Source organism: Streptomyces sp. NPDC023541 (assembly GCF_055559995.1).
Genome location: NZ_JBVHJO010000019.1, coordinates 79807 through 103981, shown reverse-complemented (window position 1 = coordinate 103981; position 24175 = coordinate 79807). Strand labels below are relative to the sequence as shown.

The 24175-nt window shown below is 70.1% G+C and carries 20 protein-coding genes; 9 read left to right on the top strand and 11 right to left on the bottom strand.

Annotated features, from left to right (window positions below; translation table 11 throughout):
• Positions 1 to 28: 28 nt before the first annotated feature.
• The gene (locus tag ACZ3X1_RS32200; protein ID WP_390078474.1) at positions 29 to 1582 is read left to right on the top strand and encodes an MFS transporter; all 1554 of its coding nucleotides are present in this window, start codon (positions 29 to 31) and stop codon (positions 1580 to 1582) included.
• A 30-nt stretch (positions 1583 to 1612) separates the two neighbouring features.
• On the opposite strand, the gene ACZ3X1_RS32195 is transcribed toward ACZ3X1_RS32200, so the two are convergent.
• The 10 genes from ACZ3X1_RS32195 to ACZ3X1_RS32150 form a co-directional block, all read right to left on the bottom strand.
• Entirely contained in the window at positions 1613 to 2125 is a 513-nt protein-coding gene (locus ACZ3X1_RS32195; RefSeq protein WP_390078561.1) for an FBP domain-containing protein, read from the bottom strand.
• Between the two features lie 81 nt (positions 2126 to 2206).
• Positions 2207 to 3616 carry a cytochrome P450 gene (locus tag ACZ3X1_RS32190; RefSeq protein WP_467282386.1) on the bottom strand — a complete coding sequence of 470 codons (1410 nt, stop codon included), beginning with the start codon at positions 3614 to 3616 and terminating at the stop codon, positions 2207 to 2209.
• 257 nt (positions 3617 to 3873) lie between these two features.
• The gene (locus ACZ3X1_RS32185; protein ID WP_390078476.1) at positions 3874 to 4389 is read right to left on the bottom strand and encodes a GNAT family N-acetyltransferase; all 516 of its coding nucleotides are present in this window, start codon (positions 4387 to 4389) and stop codon (positions 3874 to 3876) included.
• Positions 4390 to 4579: 190 nt separating this feature from the next.
• Complete coding sequence (locus ACZ3X1_RS32180; RefSeq protein ID WP_467282382.1) at positions 4580 to 5449, bottom strand: AraC family transcriptional regulator; 870 nt, start codon at positions 5447 to 5449, stop codon at positions 4580 to 4582.
• Positions 5450 to 5545: 96 nt separating this feature from the next.
• A complete protein-coding gene (locus tag ACZ3X1_RS32175) occupies positions 5546 to 6142 on the bottom strand; it encodes a phosphatase PAP2 family protein (RefSeq protein WP_467282380.1) in 597 nt (198 codons plus the stop codon).
• Positions 6143 to 6359: 217 nt separating this feature from the next.
• Complete coding sequence (locus tag ACZ3X1_RS32170) at positions 6360 to 6521, bottom strand: hypothetical protein (RefSeq protein WP_157854831.1); 162 nt, start codon at positions 6519 to 6521, stop codon at positions 6360 to 6362.
• Positions 6522 to 6572: 51 nt separating this feature from the next.
• The gene (locus ACZ3X1_RS32165; protein WP_467282377.1) at positions 6573 to 7085 is read right to left on the bottom strand and encodes a hypothetical protein; all 513 of its coding nucleotides are present in this window, start codon (positions 7083 to 7085) and stop codon (positions 6573 to 6575) included.
• 442 nt (positions 7086 to 7527) lie between these two features.
• Positions 7528 to 8169 (bottom strand): hypothetical protein, encoded by a 642-nt coding sequence (locus ACZ3X1_RS32160; RefSeq protein ID WP_467282375.1) that lies wholly within the window; start codon positions 8167 to 8169, stop codon positions 7528 to 7530.
• Between the two features lie 233 nt (positions 8170 to 8402).
• Positions 8403 to 9932 (bottom strand): helix-turn-helix domain-containing protein, encoded by a 1530-nt coding sequence (locus tag ACZ3X1_RS32155; RefSeq protein ID WP_030651535.1) that lies wholly within the window; start codon positions 9930 to 9932, stop codon positions 8403 to 8405.
• Positions 9933 to 10376: 444 nt separating this feature from the next.
• Entirely contained in the window at positions 10377 to 11225 is an 849-nt protein-coding gene (locus ACZ3X1_RS32150) for a transglutaminase domain-containing protein (RefSeq protein WP_467282373.1), read from the bottom strand.
• 365 nt (positions 11226 to 11590) lie between these two features.
• Between ACZ3X1_RS32150 and acnA the strand changes: the two genes are divergently transcribed.
• The 4 genes from acnA to ACZ3X1_RS32130 all read left to right on the top strand — a co-directional run bounded on the left by acnA (position 11591) and on the right by ACZ3X1_RS32130 (position 17980).
• On the top strand, positions 11591 to 14308 hold the full coding sequence (gene acnA / locus ACZ3X1_RS32145) for an aconitate hydratase AcnA (protein WP_356812589.1): 2718 nt from the start codon (positions 11591 to 11593) through the stop codon (positions 14306 to 14308).
• Positions 14309 to 14628: 320 nt separating this feature from the next.
• Entirely contained in the window at positions 14629 to 16053 is a 1425-nt protein-coding gene (gene ngcE, locus ACZ3X1_RS32140) for an N-acetylglucosamine/diacetylchitobiose ABC transporter substrate-binding protein (RefSeq protein ID WP_390078485.1), read from the top strand.
• A 42-nt stretch (positions 16054 to 16095) separates the two neighbouring features.
• Positions 16096 to 17040: a carbohydrate ABC transporter permease gene (locus tag ACZ3X1_RS32135; RefSeq protein ID WP_467282371.1), complete on the top strand. Its 945-nt coding sequence runs from the start codon at positions 16096 to 16098 to the stop codon at positions 17038 to 17040.
• 13 nt (positions 17041 to 17053) lie between these two features.
• On the top strand, positions 17054 to 17980 hold the full coding sequence (locus ACZ3X1_RS32130) for a carbohydrate ABC transporter permease (RefSeq protein ID WP_356812576.1): 927 nt from the start codon (positions 17054 to 17056) through the stop codon (positions 17978 to 17980).
• A gap of 15 nt (positions 17981 to 17995) precedes the next feature.
• On the opposite strand, the gene ACZ3X1_RS32125 is transcribed toward ACZ3X1_RS32130, so the two are convergent.
• Positions 17996 to 18874: a hypothetical protein gene (locus ACZ3X1_RS32125; protein WP_467282368.1), complete on the bottom strand. Its 879-nt coding sequence runs from the start codon at positions 18872 to 18874 to the stop codon at positions 17996 to 17998.
• A 568-nt stretch (positions 18875 to 19442) separates the two neighbouring features.
• On the opposite strand from ACZ3X1_RS32125, the gene ACZ3X1_RS32120 reads away from it, so the two are divergent.
• The 4 genes from ACZ3X1_RS32120 (at position 19443) to ACZ3X1_RS32105 (ending at position 24133) form a co-directional block, all read left to right on the top strand.
• Entirely contained in the window at positions 19443 to 20657 is a 1215-nt protein-coding gene (locus tag ACZ3X1_RS32120) for an ROK family transcriptional regulator (RefSeq protein WP_467282366.1), read from the top strand.
• Positions 20658 to 20774: 117 nt separating this feature from the next.
• The gene (locus ACZ3X1_RS32115) at positions 20775 to 21887 is read left to right on the top strand and encodes a sugar ABC transporter substrate-binding protein (RefSeq protein ID WP_356812573.1); all 1113 of its coding nucleotides are present in this window, start codon (positions 20775 to 20777) and stop codon (positions 21885 to 21887) included.
• Between the two features lie 159 nt (positions 21888 to 22046).
• A complete protein-coding gene (locus ACZ3X1_RS32110; RefSeq protein ID WP_030036503.1) occupies positions 22047 to 22835 on the top strand; it encodes an ATP-binding cassette domain-containing protein in 789 nt (262 codons plus the stop codon).
• Positions 22832 to 24133 (top strand): sugar ABC transporter permease, encoded by a 1302-nt coding sequence (locus ACZ3X1_RS32105; RefSeq protein WP_356812572.1) that lies wholly within the window; start codon positions 22832 to 22834, stop codon positions 24131 to 24133. Before ACZ3X1_RS32110 ends, ACZ3X1_RS32105 begins: the two co-directional genes overlap by 4 nt.
• Positions 24134 to 24175: the final 42 nt, after the last annotated feature.

Below are 24175 nucleotides of genomic sequence, written 5' to 3'. Positions count from 1 at the left end.
CCGGTGGAGCGGGCTTAGCGTCGAGAAGGTGGACCCGAACGCAACGCCGAGCAGCAAACGGACCGACGGCACGGTCCGAGGAAGCGGCAACGGACTCGCCCTGTTCGTCATCGCGTCCTGTCAACTCATGGTGGTTCTCGACATCACGATCGTGAACATCGCGCTCCCGCACATCCAGAGCGCCCTGAACTTCTCGACCGAGAGCCTCTCCTGGGTCGTCAACGCCTACACCCTCGCCTTCGGCGGTCTGCTGCTCCTCGGCGGCCGCATCGGCGACATCCTCGGCCGCAAACGCGTCTTCATCTTCGGCGTCCTGCTCTTCGGCCTGGCCTCGCTCCTCGGCGGTCTCTCCCAGAACGAGGGCCAGTTGCTGGCCGCACGGGCCCTCCAGGGCGTCGGCGGTGCCATCGCCTCGCCGACCTCCCTCGCCCTGATCACCACCACCTTCCGTGAAGGCCCGGCCCGCAACCGGGCGTTCGGCGTGTTCGCCGGAGTCTCGGCGGCCGGCGGTGCGATCGGACTCCTCGCGGGCGGCATCCTCGTCGAGTGGCTCGACTGGCGCTGGGTCCTCTTCGTCAACGTCCCCATCGCGCTCGTGATCGCCGTGCTGGCCGCGAAGGTCCTGCGCGAGTCCGAACGCCACCCCGGGCACTTCGACTTCGCGGGCGCGCTGCTGTCCACCGTGGGCATGGTCGCGCTCGTCTACGGCTTCATCCGGGCCTCCCAGGAGGGCTGGCGCGACCCGGTGACGCTCGGCTCTTTCGGCGCGGCCGTGGTCCTGCTGACCCTGTTCGTCCTCAACGAGCGGCGGTCGCCGCAGCCCATCACCCCGCTGCACATGTTCGCCGACCGCAACCGGGCCGGGACCTACGGGATCATGCTCATGCTCGCCTGCGCGATCTTCGGCATGTTCTTCTTCCTGACCCTCTTCGTACAGAACGTGCTCGGCTTCAGCCCGATCCAGGCCGGCCTCGCCTTCCTCCCGGTCAGCGCGGTGATCGCGGTGGGCGCGGGCCTCACCGCGAAACTGCTGCCGAAGTTCGGGCCCAAACCGTTCATGGTCTGCGGCGCGCTGTCCTCGGCGGCCGGACTGGCCTGGCTGACCCAGATCGACGCCCGTTCCACCTACCTCGGCAGCATCCTGGGCCCGATGCTGTTCTTCGCGCTCGGCATGGGCCTGCAGTTCGTCTCGCTGACCCTGATGGCCCTGTCCAACGTCTCCGACCGGGAGTCGGGAGCGGCATCCGGACTGCTGAACTCGACGCAGCAGGTGGGCGGCTCGCTCGGCCTGTCGATCCTGGTGACCGTCTTCGGCACGGCCAGCCGCAACGAGGCCAAGGAGCAGGTGCCGGACTTCCTCGCCACGGCCGGCCCCGCGCAGAAGGCCTTCTTCGAACGCACCGGCCAGCTCCCGAAGCCCTGGGGCGACCAGGTGCTGACCTCGGGCATCAGTACGGCCTTCGTCGTCGCGGCCCTCTTCACCCTGGTCGGCGCGGCCATCGCGCTGTTCGTCATCCAGGTGCGCCCCTCCGACCTCGAACGCCTCCAGGGCAACCACAAACCGGCGGCCGAGCGCCTCTGAGCCGCCGGCCGCCGATACTCCTCCGGCGGGTCAGGCGACCGTGACCCCGGTGACACGGGACACGAAGCCGCTCAGGTTGCCCTCCATGCGTGCGAGACGCTCGTCCAGGGTCAGCGACTCCTCCTGCCGGCCGGCGCGCAGCTTCGGCTGCCGCTTGCCGCGTACGTACAGGGAGCAGGCCAGGTCCGCGCAGATGTAGGTGCCGACCGTGTTGCCCTCGCGGCCGCGGGCGCCCGCCAGCGGCGCGGCCAGCAGCGTGACCCCGGAGGAGGCGTGCCCCGTCAGGCAGATCTGGCACAGGCTGGACTTCACCGCGCTGGTGCGGCCCACGGACGGCACGCGCAGGGAGATCCCCAGCGGGCCCTCTTCCCGCGGCAGCACCAGATGGGCCCGCAGCGGCGCCCCCGGATCCACCCATCCAAGGAAGTCCAGGTCCTCCCAGGGCAGTTCGGCGAAGTCGAGGGGCAGGCGCATGCGCGCCGCCTCACCCTTGGTGCAGTTCACGAAGGATGCGCGGATCTGTTTCTCGGTGAGTGGTTCCACGGACATCGACCCTATTGCGCGCCCCGGCCGGCCCGCACCCCAATATCCGGGCCGGGCCGTGGCCCTGCCTCCTGCGCCCGTCTAGCGGGGCCCCACCCGGCCGTCCAGACGGCGGATCCGGCAGCGTGCCGGGCCCTCCGTCCGCAGGGTGATCCCCGCGCCGACCGGGATCTCGGTGTCCACCGCCTCGAACGAGTACGCCCGCAGGATCATCGCGAGCGCCACCACCGACTCCAGCATCGAGAAGTGCTGCCCGATGCAGGCGCGCGGGCCGCCGCCGAAGGGGAACCACGCGTAGCGCGGCCGCCCCGCCTCCGCCTCCGGGGTGAAGCGCTCCGGGTCGAAGCGGTCCGGGTCCGGCCAGTGCTCCGGGCGGCGGTGCGTCACCCAGGGAGCGAGGATCACGTCCGCGCCCGCGGGGACGGCGTGCCCGCCGATCCGGGTGGCGGCGACCGCCTTGCGGCCGATGACCGGCGCCGCCGGGTACAGCCGCATGGCCTCCTTGACCACCTGCGAGAGGTACGGGAGCCGCTCCAGGTCGCGGGCCTGCGGCGGACGGTCCCCCAGGACCCGGGTGATCTCCTCGCGGGCCCGGTCCTGCTGCTCGGGGTGGCGGGCCAGCAGGTGCAGGGCGAAGCAGAGGGAAGTGGCGGTCGTCTCGTGCCCGGCGAGCAGGAAGATCAGCACCTGGTCGCGGAGCTCGGCGGCGTCGAACTCGTCGTCGTCCGAGCTCCGGGCGGCGGCCAGCAGCGTCAGCAGGTCCTCGCCGGAGGCGTCTGCGCCGGCCCGCCGCCGCTGTCCTATGATCCGGTCGCAGACCCCGTACAGCTCCTCCATCGCGGCGGCCGCCCGCCTGTTGCCCGGGGTGGGCCAGGTGCGCGGGATGTTGGCGGGGGAGTACCCGCGGCGCAGCACGTACTCCGTGATGACCGGGAAGCAGCGGGCGACGGCCTCGGCGGTGGCCTCCACGTCGGTGCCGAAGAGGATCCGGGCGACCGCCCGCAGGGCGAGGTGCGTCATCTCGTCGGAGACGTCGACGACGCCGTCCAGGGCCTCCTCCCAGGCGGTGACGACCGACGCGGTCTCGGCGGCGACGGCCCCGGCGTACCCGTCCACCCGGCGCCGGGTGAACAGCGGCTGCACGAGCCGGCGCTGGCGCAGGTAGTCCTCGTCCTGGCTGGTCAGCAGTCCGTTGCCGAAGGACTCCCGGACCTCCTGGTAGAAGGCGTTGTCCTTGCGGAAGTTGGCCGCCTCGGAGGCGAGCACCTGCTGCACGCCCTCGGGGGAGAAGACGCAGTACAGGTCGGCCCGCATCCCGGGTGGCCCGGCCGAGACCCGCACGACGTCACCGTGCCGCTGCTGTGCCCGCAGGTAGGTGCCGAGGGAGTCCGACTTCAGGTCGTGGAGCGACCCGAGCAGCGGCGCCCCGGACAGCGCCGGAACCTCCGTACCCGCACCGACGCCGCCGCCCGTGTTCGTGCCCAGTGCCATCCGGATGCCCGTCCCCTCGTCCCTTCGTCCCCTCGCCCTGCCGGAGCCCGATTCTGCCGCCCGCGCCCGCCCCTGGCGAGGGCGCGTGCCCCGCCGGGCCGGAACGGGCCGGATGGGGCCGGCCGGGACTGTCGATCTCCTCGATCCGGGCCGCGACGGCTTCGGCGATCCGTCCCAGAAGGACGTCTCCGTGGTCGCTGTCGTCGGCGTCGGCGCTCTCCTGGACGCTGATCCGGCCGTGGTACTCGAACGCGCCGTCACAGCTCCCGCAGGTAGCGGAGCTCGAGGAGGGTGACGTCGTCGTAGACGTCGTCCTGTGTCGCGCCGTCGGCCGCGTAGCCGGCCCGTTCGTAGAAGTGCCGGGCCCGCCGGTTGTCCCGCAGGACCCACAGGGCCGACGTCCCGAAGCCCTGGTCCTTCATCGCGGCGTGCGCCTCGCCGAGGAGCCCGCGGCCCACACCCGTACCGATCAGGTCCGGCGCCACGTACAGGGCGTGGACCTCGCCCGCCCGCCCCTCGCCGGACACCCGGTTCCGCGACGGCCCGAAGCAGATCCACCCCACCGGGCCGCGGTCGCCGAGCGCCACGAGGTCCCTCGACTCGCGCCCGGGGTGGGAAAACGACTCCCGCCGCCGGCCGGCGTCGTCCTCGATCGTCATCGCGTCCAGGTAGGACCGGGGAACGATGCCGGCGTACGCCGCCTGCCAACCCCGCACCCGGATCGCCGAAACGGCCTCGATGTCGGCCTCGTTCATCTCACGCACGCGCACCATCGCGCCAAGGTAGGCCACGGCCTTCGGGCCGGACCACCGATTACCGACGGGCGGCGGCCGAGGCTCGGACGTGGGCCCTGATCTGCTTCACAGGATCCTCTCCAGGTTGTCCCCGCAGTCCACGGCGGTCACGGCGTCGTGCCCTGTCAGTTTCGCCGTTCGACCGGTCGGGGGGCGGGCACCGGTGGTGTCACGTGGGCTCGACGGGCAACCACAGCTCGCAGGTCGCGGTGCTGAAGTCGGCCGCGCGGTCGAGGGTGGCGACGATCGAGGGGCCCGGTCGCAGGCGCCACGGGTTCGAGGGGAACCAGTCGGTCGCGGTCGCCGCCCAGGTCGTCTGCCGGGCCTGCGGATGCGGTCCGCTGGTACGGAAGACGGCCCACATCCCCTCCACCACCTCGATGGCGTCGAGGCCGTCCGGGGCAGGCGTGTCCCGGCCGAGGGCGACCCCGTGCAAGTAGGTCACTTCGCTGCCCTCCGCGCTGTCGGGGTCGAGGTTGTCGGAGACCTGCAGCAGGCCTTGCGGTTCGGTGTCGCCGAGGGCCTTCAGCCGCAGGTGTTCCTCCGGCGGCAGTGCGGCGATGTGCTCCCGGATGTGCGGGTTGACGCCCTGGTGGATGAGCGGGACCCGGGTGGCGTGTCCGACCAGCCGGAACGCGGGTCGGTTGACGAGGCGGGTGTCCATGGGGACGCTCCCTTCGACGGTCAGGCGGAACCTGAGCTGCGGTTGTGTGCGCAAGGGGCCTCCGTCGCGGCGCACGTCACCGGGACCGGCGCCGTGGACCGCCCGGAACGCTCGTCCGAACGCCTCGCTCGACCCGTATCCGTGCCGGACCGCGATGCCCAGCAGGTCCGCCTCGCCGCGGACGACGTCGGCGGCGGCGACGGTCATGCGCCGGCGGCGTACGTACTCCGACAGCGGCATGCCGGCCAGCGACGAGAACATCCGGCGCAGGTGGTACTCGGTCGTGCCGAGCGACCCCGCCAGTCCGTGGACATCGGGATCCTCCGCGAGGTGCTCCTCGACGAGGTCGACGAGCTGGTTGAGTGCCGAGATCACGAGGCCTCCTTTCGACTCCAACCCTGGCAGCGGCCACCCAGCCCGCACCCGACCGCCGCGAACCGATCCGATCAGGCCGCGCTCACGTCGGGTGTCCTAGCGGAGCACGGCGAACGTGCCGGCCGCGGCGGCTCCGCCCAGCGCCGCCCCCGCGAGGACCTGGGCGGGGGTGTGGTCACGCAGCCGCACCCGGGACCAGCCGACGAGGGCGACCAGGGGGTAGGCGAGCAGCAGCCGGGGCCCGTAGGTCATGGCGATCATGGCCACGCTCCCGGAGGACACGCCCGCGTGCACGCTGATCTTCCACGCGGGGGTCACGGCGAGCAGCGCCGCCAGGGTGGCCAGCATCGCCGCGATCAGCGCGATCATCGGCCGTGGGGCGCCGAAGAGCCACAGCAGCAGGGTGCCGGTGGCCACCGAGGTGCCGGCGAAGGCCATCACCAGGATGCGCTGCGGCCTCTGCCCGACGTGCCGGTCGGCCCAGCTGCCGCGGTGGATGCCGTACTTGATGAAGGCCAGGGGAATGCCGGCGGCGAACAGGCAGCCGAGAAGTCCCCAAGCGACCCCCGTGAGGCGGCCGGCGTGCCACCCGATGAGGACGGTGTCGGCGATGATCCAGGTCTTGGGATCGAGCCCGTCGGTCACCAGACGCGCGGCCCGGGACGCGCCGGACCGGCTGATGGTGGTCGTCACGCCGTGTCCTCCGGGCGGGTGGTGCCGAGGCAGCCCGCCTCGAAGATCCGAGCATAGGGGTTCCGACGCGACGGCCGGAGGGGCCGGCCCCCGTCGGACCCGCGCGCCCCCGACGCCGCAGCCCGGGAAGCGGCGCTGTGGGAGGCGATGGACGCACGGGGCCGCCGCACGTCCGCACGATGGGGCCCGACGGCTCGCCGGCGGAGCGGAACTCCCTCTAGGCGCTGTCGAGGATGCTGCCGACCGTTTCCGTGATGCGGTGCTTCCACTTGTGCCGGCGGTTGCAGTACTGGCGCGGGAACCAGCGCCGCTCCTGCGGAATCTGCCGGTTGCACCACTTGCACAGCACCGTGCGGCCCCTGCTCGCGAAATCCCCCATACCGTGACTCTAGCTGCTGTGACCTGTGCTTCCGGTGTGAGGGGGAACGGGTCAGTAGCCCCAGCGCTGACCGACGCTGCTGTCCTGACGGCAGTGGATCGCGCGGCCGTTGGCGTCGCGTCCGGAACTTCCGATGTCGGCCTTTCTGCATATCTGGCCGGCTCTGTAGCAGTTCCCCGCGTTGGAGAGCGGGTAACAGGTGCTGTTTTCCTGGGCCTTGGTGGGCTCGGGAGCCGGTGCCGCCGTACGGGTTCGCGTCGGAGCGGGAGGTGCGGGGGCGGGCTTGGTGGCGGCAGGGGCCTGCGTCGTGGGCCGGGGGGCCGGCGCAGCGGTGGTGGGGTCGGCGCTCGCGGTGGGGCTGGCGCTCGGGCTCGGGGAGGTGGGCGCCGCCGAGGGGGTGGCGCCGACCGTGGTGGCGGCGCTCGTGCTCGCACTCGGGGCGCCGGCGCCGGCGCCGGCGCTCGGGTCGCACGCGCCAATCAGCAGAACGGCGGTGACGGCGGCGAGGGCGCCCCCGTAGCGCCTGTTGAGGGTGTTCTTGATGCCGGGCGGACGCATGGCCATCGGTGGCTCCTGGATGGAGGGGACACTTGGGATGGCGAGCAAGATACTCGGCAAGTTGAAGCTTGTACGGGTTAATGCAGAAATTCGAGACGGTGTACGACGACCGCGGGCTCGCCCCCCGGACGCGGACATGGTCTGGGCTGGTGGCGAGGCTGCGCGCGCCAACGCTTCAATGGTGCCCGTGGAGCTCCGAGCGAAGCGGGAGTGCGCGGCGGGCAACCACCGCGTCGGTACGGCTTCCGCGCGGGGCGAGTGCACCTGTGCAACCCCCTGCTCCCACACCCCCGGCGTGGACCGTGCGGGTCAGCGACGCCGGCGGCGACAGTTGGTGGGCCACCGCCTGCGCGGATCAGCCGCCGCATCCACGGTGCTCTCGCCGGACGCCACCGACTGAGAGGCACACGGCTCCGAAGGCCCGACGCGCCTCCCGTGTTTCAGCAGCTCAGGAGTTCCCGGCTCTTCCGACCAGGCCGGTCGCTATGAGTTCCTTGGTCCTCGCGACTGCTTCCGCAAGCTCGGGGTGTCGGCCCGCGGGCGGGAAGAAGTCGACCGCGCCGACCGCGCCGTAGTTCGCCCACAGGCAGGTGGTCATGGGGAAGGTCTCCCACACGTTCTTCTGGCAGGTGATCGCGGCCGTCTTGGTGGTGACCGTCTGCGCCTCGCCGACCAGGGTGCGCTCGGCGTCCTCCGCCAAAGATTCGCTGTACACGGTCTTGACGGTCGTGAGCGGGTCCGGAACGGCTCCGTAGAGGTCGTACTCGGCCGCGATGTGAGGGACCGCCACCGTCCGCCCTCCGATGGCAAGACTGATCCTTTCCGGCCCGTGGCAGACGTAGTCCTCGGAGCCGTTCTCCCCTTTGAACTCGGGCAGGGACTCGTCCTCGTGGGCGTTGAGCCCGTACCGGATCGAGCCGCGCTTGCGGTCGCACGTCATGTTCTGGACCGTCGGCACCTGGGACTTGTCGTACCGGATACCGGTGTCCTTGCCGAGCAACTCCGACTCCAGCCCCGATGCGTCGCCGGCGCACCCCACAAGCAGCAGAGCCAGCCCCGCGGCCCCCACTGCGACTTTCCCTCCGCGCACGCTCGCGCCCCCTCGCTGCTCACACCGTCTGATGATCGAACTTCGAAACCATAGGTGAGCAACGCCGGTTGTCCGGCATCCCGTGGGGGAGGGCGGGGCTGTACGCACCTCATGCCCGGCAGCCGGGCGCGAGCGCGAAGGGCCGTCGACGGGGTCTTCCGCGGGGCGGAGACACCGGCGACGGCCCACAGGCGGCCCAGCAGGACGTGAGTCCGTCCTGACCTGCGGCGTACTTAAATGTCGCGGAAGATCTCGATCTGGGCGCCCACCGAGTTGAGGCGTTCGGCCAGTTCCTCGTAGCCGCGGTTGATCACGTAGACGTTGCGCAGCACCGACGTGCCCTCGGCCGCCATCATCGCGAGGAGGACGACCACCGCCGGGCGCAGGGCCGGCGGGCACATCATCTCCGCGGCGCGCCAGCGGGTGGGGCCCTCGACCAGGACGCGGTGGGGGTCCAGCAGTTGGAGGCGGCCGCCCAGGCGGTTCAGGTCCGTCAGGTAGATGGCGCGGTTGTCGTACACCCAGTCGTGGATCAGGGTCTGGCCCTGGGCGACGGCCGCGATGGCCGCGAAGAAGGGGACGTTGTCGATGTTCAGCCCGGGGAAGGGCATCGGGTGGATCTTGTCGATCGGCGCCTCCAGCTTCGAGGGGCGGACCGTGAGGTCGACGAGGCGGGTGCGGCCGTTGTCCGCCGTGTACTCCGCCGAGCGGTCGTGGTCGAGGCCCATCTCCTCCAGCACCGCGAGCTCGATCTCCATGAACTCGATCGGTACCCGGCGGATCGTCAGCTCCGACTCCGTGACGACCGCGGCGGCCAGCAGGCTCATCGCCTCGACCGGGTCCTCGGAAGGGGAGTAGTCCACGTCCACGTCGATGTTCGGGACGCCGTGGACGGTGAGGGTGGTGGTGCCGACGCCCTCGACCTTGACGCCCAGCGCCTCCAGGAAGAAGCACAGGTCCTGGACCATGTAGTTGGACGAGGCGTTGCGGATGACGGTGACACCGTCGTGCCGGGCGGCCGCCAGCAGCGCGTTCTCGGTGACCGTGTCCCCGCGCTCGGTCAGCACGATGGGGCGGTCGGGGGAGACCCCCGCCGCGACCTTCGCGTGGTAGATGCCCTCGGTCGCGGTGATGTCCAGGCCGAAGCGGCGCAGGGCGATCATGTGCGGCTCGATGGTGCGGGTGCCGAGGTCGCAGCCGCCCGCGTACGGCAGACGGAAGGTCTCCATCCGGTGCAGCAGCGGGCCCAGGAACATGATGATGCTCCGGGTCCGGCGGGCCGCGTCCGCGTCCATGGCCTCCATGTCGAGGCGGGCCGGCGGTACCAGCTCCAGGTCCACACCGTCGTTGATCCAGCGGCTGCGGACGCCGATGGAGTTCAGGACCTCCAGCAGGCGGTAGACCTCCTCGATGCGGGCCACCCGCCGAAGTACCGTACGGCCCTTGTTGAGCAGCGAGGCGCAGAGCAGGGCGACGCACGCGTTCTTGCTCGTCTTGACGTCGATGGCGCCGGACAGCCGGCGGCCGCCCACCACGCGCAGGTGCATCGGGCCGGCGTAGCCCAGGGAGACGATCTCGCTGTCGAGAGCTTCACCGATTCGGGCGATCATCTCAAGGCTGATGTTCTGGTTGCCGCGCTCGATCCGGTTCACTGCGCTCTGGCTGGTGCCGAGAGCGTCGGCGAGCTGACTCTGTGTCCAGCCCCGGTGCTGACGGGCGTCACGGATGAGCTTGCCGATGCGTACGAGGTAGTCGTCTGCCATGGGGGAACCGTATCTCAGATATGAGATGACTCCTGCGCCGGGTGTGGCAGACGGGTGTGTTGGGCGGCGTGTCGTCGCGCGCTCCCGCGTGTTACTGACCGTCAGGTTCCTGGTGGGGCGTCGCCGTACGCGTGGTGCGGCTGCGGGCCCCGGGGTCCCCCCGGCCCGGCGCCTCGGCGACCGAACGCTGTGCGTGCGTGGAGGCCTGCCGCGGCAGTCGGCCGCGCAATTGGCGCAGTTCGCGCAGTCGGGCGGGAATGTCGCCCGCGCCCGCTGGTTTCGGACGAGTACTCGCCCGACGAGTACCCGCCTGCCGCATGTATCCGGTTCGAGGCGATACGTACCCCCGAAGGGCCCGCCGACATCGTCGCCCGCGCCCGCGCCCACGCCCTCGCCGCGCCCTCGCCGAGCGAACGCCGAAGCGCCCGGGCCGCGCCGTACCGCCTACGCCGCTCCGCGGCGCCCAAGGACCGGTTCCGCCACCAGCCTGGCCAGGCAGCACAAGGTCTGGCCGTGCCGCGCGAAGAGTTCGTCGCGCGAGTCGTAGTGGCCGAGGTCGGTCAGGACGTACGCCGACAGGTCGCACGCCACGCCCGCTGTCGCGCCCGCTGCGGCCCCCGCTCCGGGACCCGTGCTCGGGCAGGCGGCCGGTGCGGCGCCCCAGTCGATCGCCGTCCGCGACAGCGCCTCGAAGAGGGTCTCCGATCCGGCGTTGGTGAAGCCCCCGCCCTGCTCGGCGGCCACCGGGCGCAGCCCGCCGAGGAGTTCGGACACCGTCAGCCAGGACGCGGGAGCCCCGGCCGCCCCCGCCGGCCTTCCGAGCCGGAACTCCGGCCAGGCCAGCAGTACCTGGTCCGGCACGATCCGGCGCAGCCGCGGGAACCGCGGGTACCAGAACGAGCCGTCCACCAGCAGGCCGCGCACCCGCGTGGGCACCCCGTACGCGCGTGCCACCGCCTCCAGCACGGCCAGCCGCTGGCTGCACGACCCCCGGCCCCGGCGCAGCACCTCCGAGACCGGCCGCTCGTCCTGCACGGAGTACACAGGCCGGACGGCCCGGGAGATCCACGTATGGACGCGGTGCAGGGACTCGACCTGCCGCGCGGGGTCCGCCCCGCCCACCGACCCCGCCGCGTCCGCCGGCCCCGTGCCCAGCTCGCGCACCAGTGCGGCGACCCGGGGGTGCCGCCAGTCCAGGATCCGGGTCGGGGCGGTGCTCCCCGCCGCCGCCCCGCCGGGCGCCCTTGTGCCCGTACGGGTCCGGCCCCGCGGTCTGAGCAGTGAGCTCGTCATGGACGGCGTCCTTTCGTAGGGCCCTCCCTCCGGGGGCTGGACGCATCCTGACAGAAAATCTGAACACGTTCAATGCCGGGGCCGTGCCCGTCCGCACGCATCCGAGCCGCCCCCCGGAAGCGGGATCAGGGCATGCCGAAGTGCCCCTCCCGGCCCCTCGCCCCTCCGGGCGCGGGTGCGTGCCTCGTCGTCGCACCCGGACATGTACTAGAGTTATCTCGACATCGAGATATCTGCCGAAGGCGTACCGCAGCCGCCCCCGCTGGTAAGGGTTACCTAACTTAGCCTTACCTCAGCGGATTGGCCAAGGGGCGTGGCGGCAGGATGCGGTTATACGCGCGAATTCATGCATGAAGGAGACTGTCGTGTCGGCGAACAGCTTCGACGCCCGCAGCACGCTGCAGGTGGGCGACGAGTCGTACGAGATCTTCCGGCTGGACAAGGTCGAGGGCTCCGCCCGCCTGCCCTACAGCCTGAAGGTGCTGCTGGAGAACCTGCTCCGCACCGAGGACGGCGCGAACATCACCGCCGACCACATCCGGGCGCTCGGTGGCTGGGACTCCCAGGCCCAGCCCAGCCAGGAGATCCAGTTCACGCCGGCCCGCGTGATCATGCAGGACTTCACCGGCGTCCCCTGCGTCGTGGACCTCGCCACGATGCGCGAGGCCGTGAAGGCCCTCGGTGGCGACCCGGCGAAGATCAACCCGCTCTCGCCCGCCGAGATGGTCATCGACCACTCGGTCATCGCCGACAAGTTCGGCACGAAGGACGCCTTCGCGCAGAACGTCGAGCTGGAGTACGGCCGCAACAAGGAGCGCTACCAGTTCCTGCGCTGGGGCCAGACCGCCTTCGACGACTTCAAGGTCGTCCCCCCGGGCACCGGCATCGTCCACCAGGTCAACATCGAGCACCTGGCCCGCACGATCATGGTCCGTAACGGCCAGGCGTACCCCGACACCCTCGTCGGCACCGACTCGCACACCACCATGGTCAACGGCCTCGGCGTACTGGGCTGGGGCGTCGGCGGCATCGAGGCCGAGGCCGCGATGCTCGGCCAGCCGGTCTCCATGCTGATCCCGCGCGTCGTCGGCTTCAAGCTGACCGGCGAGCTGCCCACCGGCACCACCGCCACCGACCTGGTGCTGACCATCACCGAGATGCTGCGCAAGCACGGTGTCGTCGGCAAGTTCGTCGAGTTCTACGGTGAGGGCGTCGCCGCCACCTCCCTCGCGAACCGCGCCACCATCGGCAACATGTCGCCGGAGTTCGGCTCCACCGCCGCGATCTTCCCGATCGACGGCGAGACCCTGAAGTACCTGCGCCTGACGGGCCGCGACGCCCAGCAGGTCGCGCTCGTCGAGGCGTACGCCAAGGAGCAGGGCCTGTGGCTGGACCCGGCCGCCGAGCCGGACTTCTCCGAGAAGCTGGAGCTCGACCTCTCCACGGTCGTCCCCTCCATCGCCGGCCCGAAGCGCCCGCAGGACCGCATCGTCCTCGCCAACGCCGCCGAGCAGTTCGCCCAGGACGTGCGCAACTACGTCGACGACGTGGACGAGGCGGGCAAGGAGTCCTTCCCGGCCTCCGACGCGCCGGCGAACCACCCGAACGGCGCCCCGTCCAAGCCCACCCCGGTCACCCTGGCCGACGGCACCTCCTTCGAGATCGACCACGGCGCCGTCACCGTCGCCGCGATCACCTCCTGCACCAACACCTCGAACCCCTACGTCATGGTGGCCGCGGCCCTCGTGGCCAAGAAGGCGGTCGAGAAGGGCCTGACCCGCAAGCCGTGGGTCAAGACCACCCTGGCCCCGGGCTCGAAGGTCGTCACCGACTACTTCGACAAGGCCGGCCTGACCCCGTACCTCGACAAGATGGGCTTCAACCTCGTCGGGTACGGCTGCACCACCTGCATCGGCAACTCCGGTCCGCTGGACGAGGAGATCTCGAAGGCGATCAACGAGCACGACCTCGCGGTCACCTCGGTGCTCTCCGGCAACCGCAACTTCGAGGGCCGGATCAACCCCGACGTCAAGATGAACTACCTGGCCTCCCCGCCGCTGGTCGTCGCGTACGCCATCGCGGGCTCCATGAAGGTGGACATCACCACCGAGGCCATCGGCATTGACACCGAGGGCAAGCCGGTCTTCCTCAAGGACATCTGGCCCTCGGAGGCCGAGGTCAACGACGTCGTGGCGAACGCCATCGGCGAGGACATGTTCAGCAAGTCCTACAGCGACGTCTTCGCGGGCGACGCCCAGTGGCAGGCGCTGTCGATCCCGACCGGCAACACCTTCGAGTGGGACCCGCAGTCCACCTACGTCCGCAAGCCCCCTTACTTCGAGGGCATGACGATGGAGACCACCCCGGTCTCCGACATCACCGGCGCCCGCGTGCTGGCGAAGCTGGGCGACTCGGTCACCACCGACCACATCTCCCCGGCGGGTGCGATCAAGGCCGACACCCCGGCCGGCAAGTACCTCACCGAGCACGGCGTCGAGCGCCGCGACTTCAACTCGTACGGTTCCCGCCGCGGCAACCACGAGGTCATGATCCGCGGTACGTTCGCGAACATCCGCCTGCGCAACCAGATCGCGCCGGGCACCGAGGGCGGCTTCACCCGCGACTTCACCGTCGAGGGCGCCCCGGTCTCCTTCATCTACGACGCCTCGCAGAACTACCAGGCCGCCGGCATCCCGCTGGTCATCCTGGCCGGCAAGGAGTACGGCTCCGGCTCGTCCCGCGACTGGGCCGCCAAGGGCACCGCGCTGCTCGGCGTCAAGGCCGTCATCGCCGAGTCCTACGAGCGCATCCACCGCTCCAACCTGATCGGCATGGGCGTCCTGCCCCTGCAGTTCCCCGAGGGCGCCACCGCGGCCTCGCTGGGCCTCACCGGCGAGGAGACCTTCTCCTTCACCGGTGTGGAGGAGCTGAACAACGGCACCACCCCGCGCACCGTCAAGGTGACCACCGACACCGGTGTGGAGTTCGACGCGGTCGTCCGCATCGACACGCCGGGTGAGGCCGACTACTACCGCAACGGCGGCATCATGCAGTACGTCCTGCGGAACCTCATCCGCGGCTAAGGGCGCGCCAGGCGGAGCGATCCGCCCTCTGTCGGCACCATAGGGCCGTACCCCTCTCAAGGGGGTGCGGCCCTTCCGCTTTTTTGCGGCGGTCTCAGGTGACGGACAGGTCTCAACTCGGAAAAGCCGGGGACGATCCTTGTGCACGATCTTGCTCAGCCGAGCGGAAGTGGACTATACCTGTGCCCGTCCGGGGCCACTGCGTGACGAGCGGCTCCGGGCCGGGGGATGCCGGGGGACCTGCGGTGATGCCCGCATGCACGGCAACTGCCGCGATTTCCGGCCTCCTTCACACTCCTGACGAAGGCGAGGACATGAGCATGGGATCCACTGGTGAGGGCTTCGGCCGCCGTGATCTGATCAAGCGTTCCGCAGCGCTCGGACTGATCAGCGTGCCGACGATGAGCTTCCTGTCCGCCTGCGCCTCCGGCGGGGGGGACACCACGAAGGGCCCCGACAAGGGGGTCGTGTCCAAGGAGAACCCCTTCGGCGTCGCCAAGGGCGGCACGATGGACGTCGTCGTCTTCAAGGGCGGCTTCGGCGACGACTACGCGAAGGCCTGGGAGGCCGCCTTCGACAAGAAGTGGGGCACCACCAGCTCCCACCTCGGCACCCAGGAGATCACCGGCAAGCTCCAGACCCGTTTCAACGGCGGCAACCCGCCGGACGTCGTCGACAACTCCGGCGCCCAGAGGATCAAGCTGGACGTGCTCTTCAAGAGCAACCAGCTCGCCGACCTCACCCCGGTGCTCGACGCGCCCTCGCTCGACGACCCCGCCAAGACCGTCCGCGACACGCTCATCGCGGGCACCGTCGAACAGGGCACGCAGGGCGGCAAGTTCGTCTCGCTGAACTACGTCTACACGGTCTACGGCTTCTGGTACTCCGGCAAGCTCTTCAAGGAGAAGGGCTGGGCGCCGCCCAAGACCTGGGACGAGTTCCTCGCGGTGTGCGCGAAGGCGAAGGAGGCCGGCCTCGGCGGCCTCGCCCACCAGGGCAAGTACCCGTACTACATCAACGTCGTCATCATGGACCTGATCGCCAAGAAGGGCGGTCTGGAGGCCATGAAGGCCGTCGACAACCTGGAGCCGAACGCCTTCGAGGGCAACGCGGCCGCCCTCGCCGCCGTCGAGGCGGTCTACGAGGTCGTCGAGAAGGACCTGCTCCTCCCGGGCACGAACGGCCTGACCCACACCGAGTCCCAGACCGCCTGGAACCAGTACAAGGCCGCCTTCATCCCCTCCGGCTCCTGGCTGGAGAACGAGCAGCTCAAGCAGACGCCCGAAGACTTCGACATGCAGTTCCTGCCGGTCCCCCCGCTCGCCGACAGCAAGCTGCCCTTCGAGGCGATCCGGGCCGGCGCCGGCGAACCCTTCATCGTCCCGGAGAAGGCCGCCAACAAAGCCGGCGGCCTTGAGTTCATCCGTTCGATGCTGTCGCGCGAATGGTCGACCATCTTCGCCCAGCAGGCCAACTCGCTCACCGTGGTCAAGGACGGCGTGGACCCGGGCGTGAAACTGCGGCCCGGCACCCAGTCGGCGGTCACCGCCCTCAAGGCGGCGGGAACGAACACCTTCAACTACCTTTATCCCGACTGGTACAGCGAGATGGACACGGCGATCCAGGACGCCTCCAACGAGCTCATGGCCAAGCGGATTCAGCCGAAGGAGTGGATCAAGCGGGCCCAGGCGGCGGTCAACAAGGCGGCGCAGGATCCCAACGCCAAGAACAACCGTCGCAGCTGACAACGCGCCCCACCGGTCACCGGCACACCAGGGACGGACACCATGAGCCAAGTAGTCCAGGGCAGGCGACGGGCCGGCTTCGTCGCCGGCTTCCTCCTCGCACCCCTCGCGCTGTATCTGACCTTCGTCATCTGGCCGTACGTACAGACGTTCGGCTACTCCTTCACCAACTGGACGGGCCAGTCGCCGACCTTCGACTTCGTCGGCGTCGAGAACTACTCCGCCCTGATGAAGGACGAGGTCTTCCGCGGAGCCCTCTGGAACAACCTGCTGCTCCTGGTGTTCGTCCCCGTGGTCACCATCCTGCTCGCCCTCTTCTTCGCCTTCATGGTGAACGCGGGCGGACGGGGCGGGGCCGGCGGGGTGCAGGGCGTGGCCGGCTCGCGCCTGTACAAGGTCGTCTACTTCTTCCCGCAGGTTCTTTCCCTCGCGATCCTCGCCGTGCTCTTCGGCGCCGTGTACCGCACCGACGAGGGCGGTCTGCTCAACGGCGTCCTCATCCGGCTCGGCGTCGTCGACCGGCTCCATCCCATCGAATGGCTGAACGAGCCGAGGCTCGTCCTGTGGTGCCTGCTCCTCGTGGTGGTCTGGCACGGCGTGGGCTTCTACCTCGTCCTGTTCTCCGCCGCCATGCAATCCGTCCCCAAGGACATCTACGAGGCGGCCCTCCTCGACGGGGCGGGGCGCGCCCAGACCTTCTTCAAGGTCACCCTGCCCCTGCTGTGGGACTCCGTGCAGACCTCAGCGGTCTACCTGGGCATCGCCGCCATGGACATGTTCGTCCTGGTGTCGACCATGACCTCGGGCCAGTTCGGCGGCGGCCCCGACCACCACAGCGAGGTCATGGCCACGGTCCTGATGAGGAACTTCCTCTACTTCGGCAAGAGCGGGTACGCCTGCGCCATGGGCGTGGTCATGCTCGTCCTCACCATGATCCTTTCCGTCATCACGCTGCGCGCCACCCGCCGCGAGCGCATCGAGTTCTGAGCGGGAGACCGTCATGACCACAGTGATCAAGGCTCCGGGCGAATCCGCTGCGGAACGGTCCGGGGGAGCCGGCCCCGGCGGGGAACGGGGCGGCGGACGCTCCGAGGGCATGGTCCTCAACGTCTTCTCCCACGGCTTCCTCGTCGTCTGGGCCGTACTGATCGTGCTGCCGCTGATCTGGCTGGCGCTCGGCTCCTTCAAGACCGACGCGCAGATCGGCGGCTCCGCCCTCAGCTGGCCGGCGAACTGGAACTTCGACGCGTTCGGCAGGGCCTGGGACAAGGGCATCGGCGACTACTTCGCCAACACCCTCGTGGTGATGGTGTTCTCCGTGCCGCTGACGATGCTGCTCGGCTCGATGGCGGCGTACGTCCTGGCCCGCTACCCCTTCCCGGGCAACCGGTTCATCTACTACTTCTTCGTCAGCGGGGCGATGTTCCCCGTCTTCCTCGCGCTCGTCCCGCTGTTCTTCATGGTCAAGCGGTTCGACATGCTGAACACGTACCAGGGCCTGATCCTCGTCTACGTGGCGTACTCGATGCCGTTCACCGTCTTCTTCATGCACTCGTTCTTCCGCACGCTGCCGACGGCGGTGCACGAGGCGGCGGTGATCGACGGCGCCTCCGACACCCGGATCTTCTTCCAGGTGATGGTGCCGATGGCCAAGCCCGGCCTGATCAGCGTCGGGATCTTCAACGTCCTGGGCCAGTGGAACCAGTACATCCTGCCCTCCGTGCTGATGCAGCCCCAGACCGGATCGGACCCCGAGCGCTACCTGCTCACCCAGGGCCTGATCCAGCTCCAGCAGCAGCAGGGCTACGAGACCGACCTGCCCGTGCTCTTCGCCGGTGTGACCATCGCGATGATCCCGATGCTGGTGGTCTACCTCTCCTTCCAGCGGCAGATCCAGGCGGGCCTCACCTCGGCGACGCTGAAGTAGCGGCCCGGCCCGGCGTCAGGTGCGGTCCGAGACCTTCCGCAGCTGGTACAGCCTCCCGGAACCCGGGTCGCCGATCTCCTGCTGGATCCGGGGCTGCCGGGCGGTGCCGCCGACGCCCCAGGCGGGCCAGGTGCACCCCGGGACGTCCACGCGGACCCTCTGCGCCCAGACGCCACGGCCGCTTTCGTAGGCCCAGGTACCGGAGCCCGAGCAGCTCGGCGACGGGCCGCCGCCGGGGTGGTCGAAGGCGCTGCGCCCGCCGACGCCCGAGGCGGTGACCCGGCCGTCCGGGGTGAAGACGAGGGTGTTGCCCGTGTGGTCGATCCAGCTGCCGGTCATGGTCCGCGGCCCGATCCGAGGCGGCTCGTAGGCGGGCAGCAGGCCGACGGCGAGTCCGAGTGCGCCGACCAGGCCCGTCCCCGCCACCACCGCCGAGCCCCACACCGCCACCCGGCGGGCCAGCCCCTCGCCCCGGGGCAGGGCGATCAGCGCGCCCAGGGAGAGCGAGGCCGTGGCCGAGGCCCAGAAGACCAGCGTGGGGTGCGCCTGCGCGTCGTTGTAGGTCGCGAAGATCAGGACGGGCGGCGCCGACAGGGCCGCCACCACCAGCGGGGCCGGCCACCACGCCACGCGCCCGCCGAGCCCCCGGGCGAGGAGGTCGGCCAGCGCGACCGCGGGCAGCACGAAGACCAGCGACAGCAGGAACGAGGCGACGCCGACGAGGGGAGCGGCGGCGGCCAGGGCCCCCGTGATGCGGCCGTAGTCGGGGGGAGTGTCCGGCGGCGGCTGCGTGCGCACGTACAGCAGGACCACCACGACGGCGAGGGCGACCTCCAGGCACCCCACCAGCGTCGAGACCACGAGGACGCGGCCGTACGACCGTTTCCGATGCATGCGCAATCCCCCTCCGGGCACGGCGGACCGGCGCGTCGGCCCGGCCGGCGAAGACCCCGACCCATACTGCCAGTCGGACTGAACGTGTTCAATTCATTCTCCCGCGGTACTTTCCCCGCCGCGACTGCCTCGCGGAGCCGAGCGGTCACGGACACAGCCGTCCGGTCACGCGGAAGGGGGAATGCGCGATGGACGCAGCGGGAGCGCGCGGGCAGTGGTACGCCGCTGCCGTGCGGCTCGGGGGAAGGGCGGCCGATCGACCCGGTCGGCGGGTCAGCCGGTTGGTCGACGGCGGGTCACACCGTCATGGCAGGCGCCGGTCCGGCCGGAAGGGCCGCGGGGACCGGCGCCTCGGCGGCCATAACGCGATCCGGTGGGCGAATCCCTCCCTCTTTCGGTCGATAGGACCGATTCGTGTCGTGTCAGCCTCTTGACGTGCGGATGCGCAAAGGCTCGACTTAAGGTTCACAAGTTGGAGAGACGCCGGGGTCTCGGAGCGCGTAGCCGAGGCGTGTCCCGGCCGGGGGGCGACGGTTCGCCGTCGCTAATGGGCAGGAGTGGATGAGTCGTGCAGACTCCCGGATCGCAGTCGTCACTGCACCGCGCGAATCTCGAACGGGTCGTACGGGCGGTGCGGCTCGCGGGGTCGCTGACCCAGGCGGAGATCGCCCGTACCACCGGACTGTCGGCGGCCACGGTCTCCAACATCGTCCGGGAGCTGAAGGACGGCGGGACCGTCGAGGTCACCGACACCTCGGCCGGCGGCCGGCGGGCGCGGAGCGTGTCGCTGAGCGGTGACGCGGGCATCGTGATCGGCGTCGACTTCGGCCACACCCACCTGAGGGTGGCCGTCGGCAACCTCGCCCACCAGGTGCTGGCCGAGGAGTCCGAACCGCTGGACGTCGACGCCTCCTGGGCGGACGGCTTCGACCGGGCGGAAGCCCTGGTCGGCCGGCTGATCGACGGCATAGGGGTCGGACTGGACAAGGTCATCGGCGTCGGCCTCGGCGTCCCCGGCCCGATCGACGTGGAGTCCGGCACCCTGGGCTCGACCGCGATCCTGCCGGGCTGGGCGGGGATCAACCCCCGCCAGGAGCTCTCGCAGCGCCTCGGCGTGCCCGTCTACGTGGACAACGACGCGAACCTCGGCGCCCTCGGTGAACTCGTTTGGGGGAGCGGGCGGGGAGTGAAGGACCTGGCCTACATCAAGGTGGCCAGCGGCGTCGGCGCCGGCCTGGTCATCAACGGCCAGATCTACCGCGGACCGGGCGGCACGGCGGGCGAGATCGGGCACATCACGCTGGACGAATCGGGCCCGGTCTGCCGCTGCGGCAACCGCGGCTGCCTGGAGACCTTCGCCGCGGCCCGGTACGTCCTGCCGCTGCTCCAGGGCACGCACGGACCGGAGTTGACGATGGAGCGGGTGGTCGAGCTGGCCCGCGAGGGGGACCCCGGCTGCCGCCGGGTGATCACCGACGTCGGCCGCCACATCGGCAGCGGAGTGGCCAGCCTGTGCAACCTCCTCAACCCCAGCCGTGTGGTGCTGGGCGGCTCGCTGGCGGAGGCCGGTGAACTCGTCCTGGCGCCCATCCGTGAATCAGTGGGGAGGTATGCGATTCCCAGTGCGGCCCGGCAGTTGTCCGTGCTGACGGGGTCCCTGGGCGGGCGCGCCGAGGTGCTGGGCGCGCTGGCGCTGGTGCTGAGTGAGATGGGCGATTCGACACTTTTGTCAGATCATGGAAGTGGAGTGCGAGCTCCAGCCGTCTTGCCTTCAGGTAGATAACGAATGGCACCGTTGTCATCTCGTTAAGAATTCACTCCTTGACGGCAAAACGCGGCCGGGGTTGACTCACATCCACCTCGGCCGCGGCGTAGCGGCCTCGTCAGGGAGGTTCAAGTAATGAACACGCGTATGCGCAGAGCTGCCGTAGCCGTTGCCGCCGGCGCCATGGCCGTTTCCCTCGCCGCTTGTGGCAGTGCCAAGGAGGCCGGCGACAAGACGAAGGAGTCCTCCGGCGCTGCCAAGGGCGACGCGATCAAGGTCGGGCTGCTCCTGCCGGAGAACCAGACCGCGCGTTACGAGAAGTTCGACAAGCCGCTCATCGAGAAGAAGGTCGCCGAGCTCACCGGCGGCAAGGGCGAGGTCGTCTACGCCAACGCCAAGCAGGACGCGACCACGCAGAACTCCCAGGTCGACACGATGATCACCAACAAGGTGGACGTCCTGATCATCGACGCGGTGGACTCCAAGGCCATCGCCGGCTCGGTCAAGAAGGCCAAGGACGCCGGCATCCCGGTCGTCTCCTACGACCGCCTGGCCGAGGGCCCGATCGACGCCTACACCTCCTTCGACAACGAAGAGGTCGGCAAGGTCCAGGGCAAGGCCCTGCTGGAGGCGCTGGGCGACAAGGCCAAGGACGGCCAGATCGTCATGATGAACGGTTCGGTCACCGACCCGAACGCCAAGCTCTTCAAGTCCGGCGCGCACTCCGAGCTCGACGGCAAGGTGAACATCGGCAAGGAGTACGACACCGTCGAGTGGAAGCCGGAGAACGCCAACACCAACATGGCGGCCGCGCTCTCCGCGCTCGGCAAGGACAAGATCGTCGGCGTCTACTCCGCCAACGACGGCATGGCCGGCGGCATCATCACCGCCCTCAAGGCCGCCGGCGTCAACCCCCTGCCGCCGGTCACCGGCCAGGACGCCGAACTCGCCGGTGTGCAGCGCATCGTGGCGGGCGAGCAGTTCATGAGCGTCTACAAGCCCTACGCCCCCGAGGCCGAGGCCGCCGCGAAGATGGCCGTCGCCCTCGCCAAGGGCGGGAAGCCCGAAGGCACCACCTCCACGGTCGACAGCCCCACCACCAAGGGCGTCCCCTCCGTGCTGATCCCCGTCGTCTCGCTGACCAAGGGCAACATCAAGGACACCGTCGTCAAGGACGGCGTCTACACGGTCGACGAGATCTGCACCGACAAGTACGCGGCCGCCTGCGCCGCCCTCGGCCTGAAGTAAGGCCCCCGCCGCCTGCCCACGAGGCGGTCCCACATACCTGACCGGCGTCCCGCCCCTCCTCACCCCGCCACCCGGCGGGGCGCCGGGCAGAAACGTTCCCCCATTCGCCCCGCTCCTGCTCTTCTGCACGACATCCCCGCCGGTCAGGCGGCGAAGGAGATGGTTCATGTGTCCGCTGCGCCCGTGCTGGCGTTGCGAGGGGTCTCGAAGCGGTTCGGTGCCGTTCAGGCCCTGACCGACGTAGAACTCGAGATCCACTCCGGTGAAGTGGTCGCCCTCGTCGGCGACAACGGTGCCGGCAAGTCCACGCTGGTCAAGACGATCGCCGGCGTGCACCCCATCGATGACGGCGTCATCGAGTGGGAAGGGCGCCCGGTCTCCATCGGCAAGCCCCACGACGCCCAGAACCTGGGCATCGCGACGGTCTACCAGGACCTGGCGCTGTGCGACAACATCGATGTCGTCGGCAACCTGTTCCTCGGCCGTGAGCTCAAGAAGTTCGGCGTCCTCGACGAGGTGGAGATGGAGCGCCGCGCCCGCGAGCTCCTGACCACGCTGTCCATCCGGATCCCCAGTGTCCGGATCCCCATCGCCTCGCTGTCGGGCGGTCAGCGCCAGACCGTGGCGATCGCCCGCTCCATGCTGGGCGAGCCCCAGCTCGTCATCCTCGACGAGCCCACCGCCGCCCTCGGCGTCGAGCAGACCGCTCAGGTGCTCGACCTGGTGGAGCGGCTGCGCGAGCGGGGCCACGCCGTCATCCTCATCAGCCACAACATGGCCGATGTGAAGGCCGTCGCCGACAAGGTGGCGGTCCTGCGGCTGGGCCGCAACAACGGTGTCTTCAACGTCGCCGACACCTCGCAGGAAGAGATCATCTCCGCCATCACCGGTGCCACGGACAACGCCGTGACCCGCCGGGCGGCCCGCACCTCGGAGGCCGGCAAGTGAGCACCCAGAACCCTGCCACCGATCCACTGGACAAGGGCCACGTCGACCCGGTCAACCCCGCGGCCGCGCACGACGCGATCCCGGCCGTGGACCCCCGCCTGCTCGTCCGCGAGGAGGGCCTCGCCGGGTACGTGGGCGAGTTCAAGCGCAAGATGAAGGCCGGCGACCTGGGCTCCCTCCCGGTCGTCATCGGCCTGATCGTCATCTGGTCCATCTTCCAGGGGCTGAACTCGAACTTCCTCTCCCCGGAGAACCTGACCAACATCGCGATCACGATGACCGGCACCGGCATGATCGCCATCGGCATCATCTTCGTGCTGCTGCTCGGCGAGATCGACCTCTCGGTCGGCTCGGTCAGCGGTGTCTCGGGCGCCATCGTCGCCGTCCTCGCCGTCACCCACGGCATGAACGAATGGCTGGCCATCCTCGCGGCCGTGGTGGGAGGCGCCCTGATCGGCTGCATCCACGGCTTCTTCTTCGCCAAGGTGGGCGCCCCGGCCTTCGCCGTCACCCTGTCGGGCCTGCTCTTCTGGCTCGGCGCGATGCTGCAGATCCTCGGCAGCAACGGCACGATCAACATCGACTCCGACGGCGTGGTCGGCCAGCTGACCACGTACTTCTTCTCGGACGTGGCCGTCGCCTACGGGCTGGCCGCGCTCGCGGTGGCCGGCTACTTCCTCGCGGCCTTCCTCGACGCGAGGCGTCGCGAGACGGCCGGGATGCCCTCCCGGCCGCTCACCGAGATCCTGCTGCGCACCGGCCTGCTCGCCCTGTGCGCGTTCGGTCCCGCCGTGCTGTTCAACCAGTACAAGGGCCTGCCGCTCGCGGTGGTGCTCTTCCTGCTGGCCCTGGTCGTCACGGACTTCCTGCTGCGCCGCACGACCTTCGGGCGAAACGTTTTCGCGCTGGGTGGCAGCGTCGAGGCCTCCCGCCGCGCGGGCATCAACGTCACCCGGATCCGGATCACGGTCTTCGCGATCTCCAGCACCTTCGCCGCCATCGGCGGCCTGTTCTGGGCCTCCAAGATCGCGGCGGCCAACCAGAGCGCCGGCGCCGGCGACCTGCTGATGAACGTGATCGCGGCGGCCGTCATCGGCGGCACCAGCCTCTTCGGCGGCCGCGGCCGGACCTGGAACGCCCTCCTCGGTGTCATGGTCATCGTCTCGATCCAGTACGGTCTGGCACTGGAAGGCATCGCGACGCCGATCCAGTACATGATCACCGGTGCGGTCCTGCTGGCCACCGTGGTGATCGACTCGGTCACCCGCAAGACCCAGAAGACGGCCGGACGCGCCTGACCGCGCGCCCGACCGCCCGCCGGTACCGGTCGCGGCGGTAAG

Excerpts from the sequence above, each read along its gene's own strand:
- ACZ3X1_RS32135 (WP_467282371.1), top strand. The coding sequence starts at position 16,096 with ATGAGCCAAGTAGTCCAGGGCAGGCGACGGGCCGGCTTCGTCGCCGGC.
- ACZ3X1_RS32150 (WP_467282373.1), bottom strand. The coding sequence starts at position 11,225 with ATGACGAGCTCACTGCTCAGACCGCGGGGCCGGACCCGTACGGGCACA.
- ACZ3X1_RS32170 (WP_157854831.1), bottom strand. The coding sequence starts at position 6,521 with ATGGGGGATTTCGCGAGCAGGGGCCGCACGGTGCTGTGCAAGTGGTGC.
- ACZ3X1_RS32190 (WP_467282386.1), bottom strand. The coding sequence starts at position 3,616 with ATGGCACTGGGCACGAACACGGGCGGCGGCGTCGGTGCGGGTACGGAG.
- ACZ3X1_RS32110 (WP_030036503.1), top strand. The coding sequence starts at position 22,047 with ATGGTTCATGTGTCCGCTGCGCCCGTGCTGGCGTTGCGAGGGGTCTCG.
- ngcE (WP_390078485.1), top strand. The coding sequence starts at position 14,629 with ATGGGATCCACTGGTGAGGGCTTCGGCCGCCGTGATCTGATCAAGCGT.
- ACZ3X1_RS32155 (WP_030651535.1), bottom strand. The coding sequence starts at position 9,932 with ATGGCAGACGACTACCTCGTACGCATCGGCAAGCTCATCCGTGACGCC.
- ACZ3X1_RS32165 (WP_467282377.1), bottom strand. The coding sequence starts at position 7,085 with ATGGCCATGCGTCCGCCCGGCATCAAGAACACCCTCAACAGGCGCTAC.
- ACZ3X1_RS32185 (WP_390078476.1), bottom strand. The coding sequence starts at position 4,389 with ATGGTGCGCGTGCGTGAGATGAACGAGGCCGACATCGAGGCCGTTTCG.
- ACZ3X1_RS32125 (WP_467282368.1), bottom strand. The coding sequence starts at position 18,874 with ATGCATCGGAAACGGTCGTACGGCCGCGTCCTCGTGGTCTCGACGCTG.
- ACZ3X1_RS32130 (WP_356812576.1), top strand. The coding sequence starts at position 17,054 with ATGACCACAGTGATCAAGGCTCCGGGCGAATCCGCTGCGGAACGGTCC.
- ACZ3X1_RS32115 (WP_356812573.1), top strand. The coding sequence starts at position 20,775 with ATGAACACGCGTATGCGCAGAGCTGCCGTAGCCGTTGCCGCCGGCGCC.